Source organism: Synechocystis sp. LEGE 06083 (assembly GCF_015207725.1).
In the GTDB taxonomy this organism is placed as follows: domain Bacteria; phylum Cyanobacteriota; class Cyanobacteriia; order Cyanobacteriales; family Microcystaceae; genus Synechocystis; species Synechocystis salina.
This window is the reverse complement of sequence record NZ_JADEWJ010000247.1, coordinates 1-6,119: the sequence shown is the minus strand read 5'-3', so window position 1 is coordinate 6,119 and position 6,119 is coordinate 1. Positions and strand designations below refer to the sequence as shown.

The following is a 6,119-nucleotide window of genomic DNA, read 5'->3' as shown; positions in this document are numbered from 1 at the left end:
TAGGACCCAAGAAAAAGCTCCATGGCCTGGCTGGCTAAATTGTCTGTGCCTTCTAAGGCTGCTTGGGATACGACCGCCGCTAAATCGACGGTTTTGGCTTCTTGATCCTTTTCCTGATGCCAGGTTTGGAACAGTTTGTTGAATTGGGCTGATTCCCGTTCTGGGTATTGGTGCCGCAAAAATTCATAAATCACGGCGATGCCCATGCCCGATACCACCCGTTCAATGGAAACCCGCGACAGGGCATACTGCTGTTTGAGATACTCCAACAATTGCCACTCCAACGGCGATCGGGGAGCAAAATCACCATGGGCTCCTTCGGAGGCAAAAACTCGATAGCGTCCTTGACCCTGGGGAATAACGTAGCATTGTCCCAAGCCGGTGCCCGCTCCCAAGATGGCGATCGCCCCTGACGGATCCACTGGAGCAGACTGGAGTACGGTTAAATCCTCTGACCCTAGCCCTAAAATGCCGTAGCCCACAGCGGCAAAGTCATTGATGAGGTCAACCTGGGCAATGGCCAACTCCTGGGCCAGGCGATCGCCGCTGAGGTGCCAATCTAAATTAGTGAGGCGACAGGTGTTATCGACTACAGGGCCGGCAATGGCAAAACAAGCTTTAGCAACGGAGACCGGATTACCCAGCACAAAGGCCGCTTCTTGGCGGAATTGTTGCACCATGGGCACCAAATCGGAAAAAGCTGGACTACTGTAGGTTTGTTCAAACAGGATCACGGGCTGACCCAATCCAGGACTGTCATCCTTCACCGTCACTAGGGCGAGAATAGTTTTAGTGCCACCAATATCCCCTGCCAAAAAATTTACGCCCATGACGCCCATGGCCCCAAAGCCATCAAAAAATTACACAAAACACGGTCTTTTAGCAGTTTAGGCTACGGGGGAAATGGTCACCAAATAAAAAGCCAAAATTCTCCCATTTCAGCAAGGTTTAGCAACGTTAGCAGTGCAGTTCCTCCCCCTGGGTCAGAGGAAATTAACCGTTAAATGGGTTAGGATCAAGGCTGTTTTCCCTTTAGGTTCCGTCCATGGCCGCCCCCAGCGTCAAGCAGTTACTTCGTTATTTAACTCCCCATTGGCGGGCGATCGGAGCTGGAACTTTTGCCCTGTTTTTGGCCAATGCCCTGGGAGTTTATATTCCTCTTTTGATGCGGGATAGCATTGATGATTTAATGCCCCCGTTTGAAGCGTCGGACGTGGCCCGCATTGTGGTGCTGATTGTCATTTTGGCTTCCCTGATGTGGTTTATTCGCATGGCCTCCCGCATTTTTATTTTTGGGGTGGGGAGACAGGTGGAATATGAGCTCAAACAGAAAATTTTTGACCATTTGCTCAGGCTAGAACCCCTTTATTTTACTGAAAATACCATTGGGGATTTGATTAACCGGGCCACCAGCGATGTAGACAATATTCGCCGTTTGGTAGGTTTTGCGGTGTTGAGTTTGATTAACACCATCTTTGCCTATGCCCTGACTATCCCGGCCATGTTTGCCCTCCACATTCCCCTCACTTTGTTAGCCATTTCCGTTTATCCATTGATGCTGATGAGTGTTAATCTTTTCAGCGGCAAATTACGGGATTATCAACTGGAGGTGCAGGAAGAGTTATCCGCCCTGAGTGAACTGGTGCAAGAGGACATGAGTGGCATCAGTTTAATCAAAATTTATTCTCAGGAAGATAACGAACGGCAGGCTTTTCAGACAAGAAACCAAAAATTGCTCCAGGCGAACTTGAAGCTGGCCCGCATTAGAAATTTTCTCTTTCCCCTCATTGAAGGTCTGGCTTACCTGAGCTTGCTCATTTTGCTGGCCTTTGGCACAGGTTTAATTCAAGATGGCAGCATCACCATTGGGGATTTCATTGCCCTGATTATTTTAGTGGAACGGTTGGTATTTCCCACTGCTCTGCTGGGTTTTACCATCACCGCCTATCAACGGGGAGAAGTGAGCATTCAACGGGTGGAAGCTATTTTCCACACCACCCCGAAAATTTTAACTGTGCCCCAACCTTTACCCTTTAGTCCGGCTCGGGCAACGGGAAAAATTACTGCCCGGGGCCTGAGTTATTGCTACCCCGGCAGCGACCTACCGGCCCTGGAGAAGGTGGATTTCACTGTTTACCCCGGGGAAATGGTAGCCATTGTGGGGCCCATCGGTTCCGGTAAATCTACCCTGGTTAATGCCTTACCCCGTTTGCTAGATATTGCTCCTGGGCAGGTGTTCATTGATGACTACGACATCACCCAAATTGCCCTCAGCGATCTACGGTCGGCGATCGCCTTTGTGCCCCAGGACAGCTTTTTGTTCAGCACCACCATTGCCGAAAACATTGCCTACAGTGATCCGAGTCAAACCGACACGGCGATCGAGCAGGCGGCCCAACAGGCCCATTTAGACCAGGAAATTGCTAATTTTCCCCAGCATTACCAAACCCTAGTGGGGGAAAGGGGCATTACCCTATCCGGTGGGCAAAGACAACGGGCCGCTTTGGCTAGAGCTTTGATTCTCGATGCACCCCTGCTGGTGCTAGATGATGCCCTTTCCAGCGTGGATAACCAGACCGCTACCCGCATTTTGCATTATTTAGCCCGCCGCAACAACACAGTGCTATTTGTTTCCCACCAACTTTCTGCCGCCGCCCAGGCTGACCGCATTTTTGTCATGGACCATGGCCACATTGTCCAAACCGGCACCCATGAAGAACTACTGCAGGAGTCAGGACTTTATCAATCCCTTTGGCAACAACATGAGTTAGAAAAGGTTTTAAGTTGATTTCGTCCTCGCAATAACTCCTTTTACTGGAAAATTAGTTAAGTTTTAAGTCCATCTCCAACCCATGCGTGAACTGCTCTACTGTGAAGTCCCCACCCCTGCCACCGCCGAAGTTGTTGCTTGGCTCCAGGGAACTTGGTCGCCCTTAGTGGGGCAAAAGTTGCCCACTCAACAGGGTTTAAGACTCAGGGGATCCTCCGGCCAAAGCAGTGAACTATCGATCTTTGTTTGGTCTTTACAAAGAACCACCTATCTTAAATGTGTGCGTTGGGGTGACACCAGCTTCCCTCAAGAAACGGTGATCGCCAAGGAATTACGGCGGGCATTAGAACAAAAATTTCCCCCTACCTATCCGGCCCCACCGGCGATCGATCTAGAGCGGCAAAATATTTTCCAGGCATTGCAAGACCGATATCCTGAAACAGTTAAATTCTTCCAGAAATTTCCCCAGGGGGAATATGACCTCAAACGGGTTTACTGGTGGGAACAACGGTGGCGGGAAAATGTGGCCAATCCCCAAACACCCAAGCAAGTGATCAGTCAAACTCCTACAGCGAAGGCGTTAGACCCTGCAACCCCTGAGTTTGACCTAATTTACCTGGGCGGGGCCCTGGGCTCAGTCCATGCGGCGGTGATGGCTCAATTAGGTTATCGAGTCCTGCTCATTGAACGATTGCCCTTTGGCCGCATGAATCGGGAATGGAATATTTCTCGGGATGAATTTCAGCGGTTAATTGACTTAAATTTATTCACTCCAGAGGAATTTGAAAGCGTCATTGCTCGAGAATATCGAGACGGGTTTAATAAATTTTTTGACGCCTATAATCCCCCCCATCTCAAAGCCAATGTGCTCCACACTCCCACTGTGTTAAACATTGCCCTAGATTCGGCTAAATTTTTGGCAATTTGTGGAGAAAAACTCCAAGAAGCGGGAGGGACTATTTGGGACGAAACTGAATTTATAGACGCCACCATTGACCCGAAAAAAGTAGTAGTCCATTGTCTGAACCTGCAAAATAATCAAACACAACTAGCCCAAGCCAGATTGTTGGTGGATGCCATGGGCACCGCTTCCCCCATTGCTTGGCAACTAAATGGCGGTAAAACCTTTAACAGTGTGTGTCCCACCGTGGGGGCCGTGGTGGAAGGCATTGATCCGGTGGTTTGGGACAATGCCTATGGTGATGTGCTCAATTCCCATGGGGATATTTCCCGGGGTAGGCAATTAATTTGGGAATTGTTCCCCGGAGCAGGGGATGAAATGACCATTTATCTTTTCCATTACCATCAAGTTAACCCAAAAAATCCAGGCTCATTGTTGGAAATGTACGAAGACTTTTTCAGCATTTTGCCGGAGTATCGTCGCTGTAATCTAGAAAAGTTAACTTGGAAAAAAGCTACCTTCGGTTATATTCCTGGTCACTTTAGCACCAGCGCCCAGGACCGCACCATTGCCCTAGACCGATTAGTGGCGATCGGGGATGCCGCTTCCCTACAATCTCCGTTGGTATTTACTGGGTTTGGTTCTCTGGTAAGGAACCTAGCAAAATTGACAGACTTGTTGCACACGGCTTTGCAGTATGACCTGCTCCAAGCAAAGCAATTAAATCAAATTCGAGCCTACCAAAGTAATATTGCTGTGACTTGGATGTTTTCCAAGGGGATGATGGTGCCGACGGGCAAACAGTTGCCGCCCCAACAGGTTAACGCCATGCTCAATACTTTTTTTGGCCTATTGGCAGATTCTCCCCCCACGGTGGCGGAAACTTTCATTAAAGACCGCACCACTTGGTTGTTATTTTCCCGCTTAGCGCTAAAGGCGGCCCGTAAAAATCCCCAACTATTGTTTTGGATTTGGCAGATGGCTGGTACCAAGGATCTATTAAAATGGCTGTTAGTTTATTTTGACTTTTCCCGTCAGGCTTTGCTCAATGCTTTGTTCCGCTTTTGGTATCCCCGGTGGCTAATTAATTCCCGCACTTGGTTGGAAAAGCTTTCTCCCCAATTATGGTTTTCTCTGTTGTGTTTCGGTTATCAAATTCAACCAAAATTAGCTCAACAATCTAAGTAGATTAGTGTGACATTAAGGAAAAAATGTTTGCTCCAGCACATTCACCAGGGCAGACATTGCTGTTAATCTAATTATGGGAATGTGTCCAGCACCAAAGTTCTCAAAACGCTAGGCTAGGCCCATGGCGATCGCCTGAGAGAGTTGAATTGACAATGACCTTTGACCGACGGACATTTTTACGTAGCGGCATCGCCCTGGGGCTTGGTTCCTGGGCCTGGGGATGGTCCGGCAGAACTATGGGCCAATCCCTAGCATCTAACACGAATCAAAAGTGGGCCCTACTGTTGGCGGCGGGGCAGGGTGATGGATCTACCGGCGATCGCCGGGGATTGACGGGATGCACCACCGATAGGCAATTGTTAGGGGAAGTATTAAGGGGACGTTACGGCTTTGAAACTGCCAAAGTGGCCGGCCTAGACTCCCAGGCCATGACATTGCCAGCCCTGGAAACTTTGTTTGACAATCATCTGCGGCAACAGGTGCAAAAAGGCGATCCAGTGGTGGTGGCCTTTAGTGGTTACGGCAGTTATAATCCGCCAGCGGCCATGACCCCTAACCCCACCTGGGAGCAGGCTTTGCCCTATTTGGGGTTATTTTTAAGCGGAGAAAAGGAAAATAATCTTCTGCCCCTCACTACCCTAGTCAATTGGCTGCAATCCCTTAAAACCAAACAAATCTACCTTGTGCTCGACTGTGGCTTTAGCACTGGGTCCCAAGAGTTTGAGGGGAATTTGCGGGGTCGCAGTGGGGGCCGGGGAGGGCCGACGCCTCCGGAGGTCAATGTTAGTAATCCCCCAGCCAAAGCAAGCTTGGGCAATATCACCCTAATTAGCGCCACTGGCCCTGGACAAACTGCGGTGGAAGTTCAATTGGGCAAACAGTCAGCGGGACTATTCACCTTGGCCCTAACCCAAAGTCTTTGGGAAAACAACTCCGCCAGCGCGATGGCCAGCCTTTGGGACCATAGCCGCAATTTACTAGTTCCCCGTTTAGGCACAGAACAAATTCCCCAATGGCGATCGCCGAATAATTCTCCGGATTTCTTAGCTGCCACAACCCTAGCAATGGGGGGAGAGGGTATGGTAACGGGCTTAGTCGGCGGCAATTCTCTCCAAGGCCAAATTGTGGCCCTGGCTCCCTTGGTGCAAAAGCGGGCCCTGGTGCATTCCTGTTATTTAACGATTCCAGCCATGGGGGCGGAAAATAACCTTAACCCAACGGATAATCCCGACCGCCCGGATAATACCCTCTGGCAAGTGC

The 6,119-nt window shown here is 49.7% G+C and carries 4 protein-coding genes; 3 read left to right on the top strand and 1 reads right to left on the bottom strand.

All coding sequences use genetic code 11. The annotated features are described in order from the left end of the window. Nucleotides 1–839, bottom strand: an 839-nt coding sequence (glk, locus tag IQ219_RS15870) for a glucokinase (RefSeq protein ID WP_194073248.1), incomplete at its 3' end; no start/stop codon positions are given. A 206-nt stretch (nucleotides 840–1,045) separates the two neighbouring features. On the opposite strand from glk, the gene IQ219_RS15865 reads away from it, so the two are divergent. From IQ219_RS15865 to IQ219_RS15855, 3 genes are all read left to right on the top strand, one after another. Beyond that, the gene (locus IQ219_RS15865) at nucleotides 1,046–2,788 is read left to right on the top strand and encodes an ABC transporter ATP-binding protein (RefSeq protein ID WP_194073247.1); all 1,743 of its coding nucleotides are present in this window, start codon (nucleotides 1,046–1,048) and stop codon (nucleotides 2,786–2,788) included. A 64-nt stretch (nucleotides 2,789–2,852) separates the two neighbouring features. Continuing rightward, nucleotides 2,853–4,859: an NAD(P)/FAD-dependent oxidoreductase gene (locus tag IQ219_RS15860; protein ID WP_194073246.1), complete on the top strand. Its 2,007-nt coding sequence runs from the start codon at nucleotides 2,853–2,855 to the stop codon at nucleotides 4,857–4,859. Between the two features lie 152 nt (nucleotides 4,860–5,011). Beyond that, on the top strand, nucleotides 5,012–6,119 hold a 1,108-nt coding region (locus IQ219_RS15855), incomplete at its 3' end, for a caspase family protein (protein ID WP_194073245.1).

Bases quoted from the DNA above. Each gene is read 5' to 3' on its own strand.
- IQ219_RS15860 (WP_194073246.1), top strand. From the start codon at position 2,853: ATGCGTGAACTGCTCTACTGTGAAGTCCCCACCCCTGCCACCGCCGAA.
- IQ219_RS15865 (WP_194073247.1), top strand. From the start codon at position 1,046: ATGGCCGCCCCCAGCGTCAAGCAGTTACTTCGTTATTTAACTCCCCAT.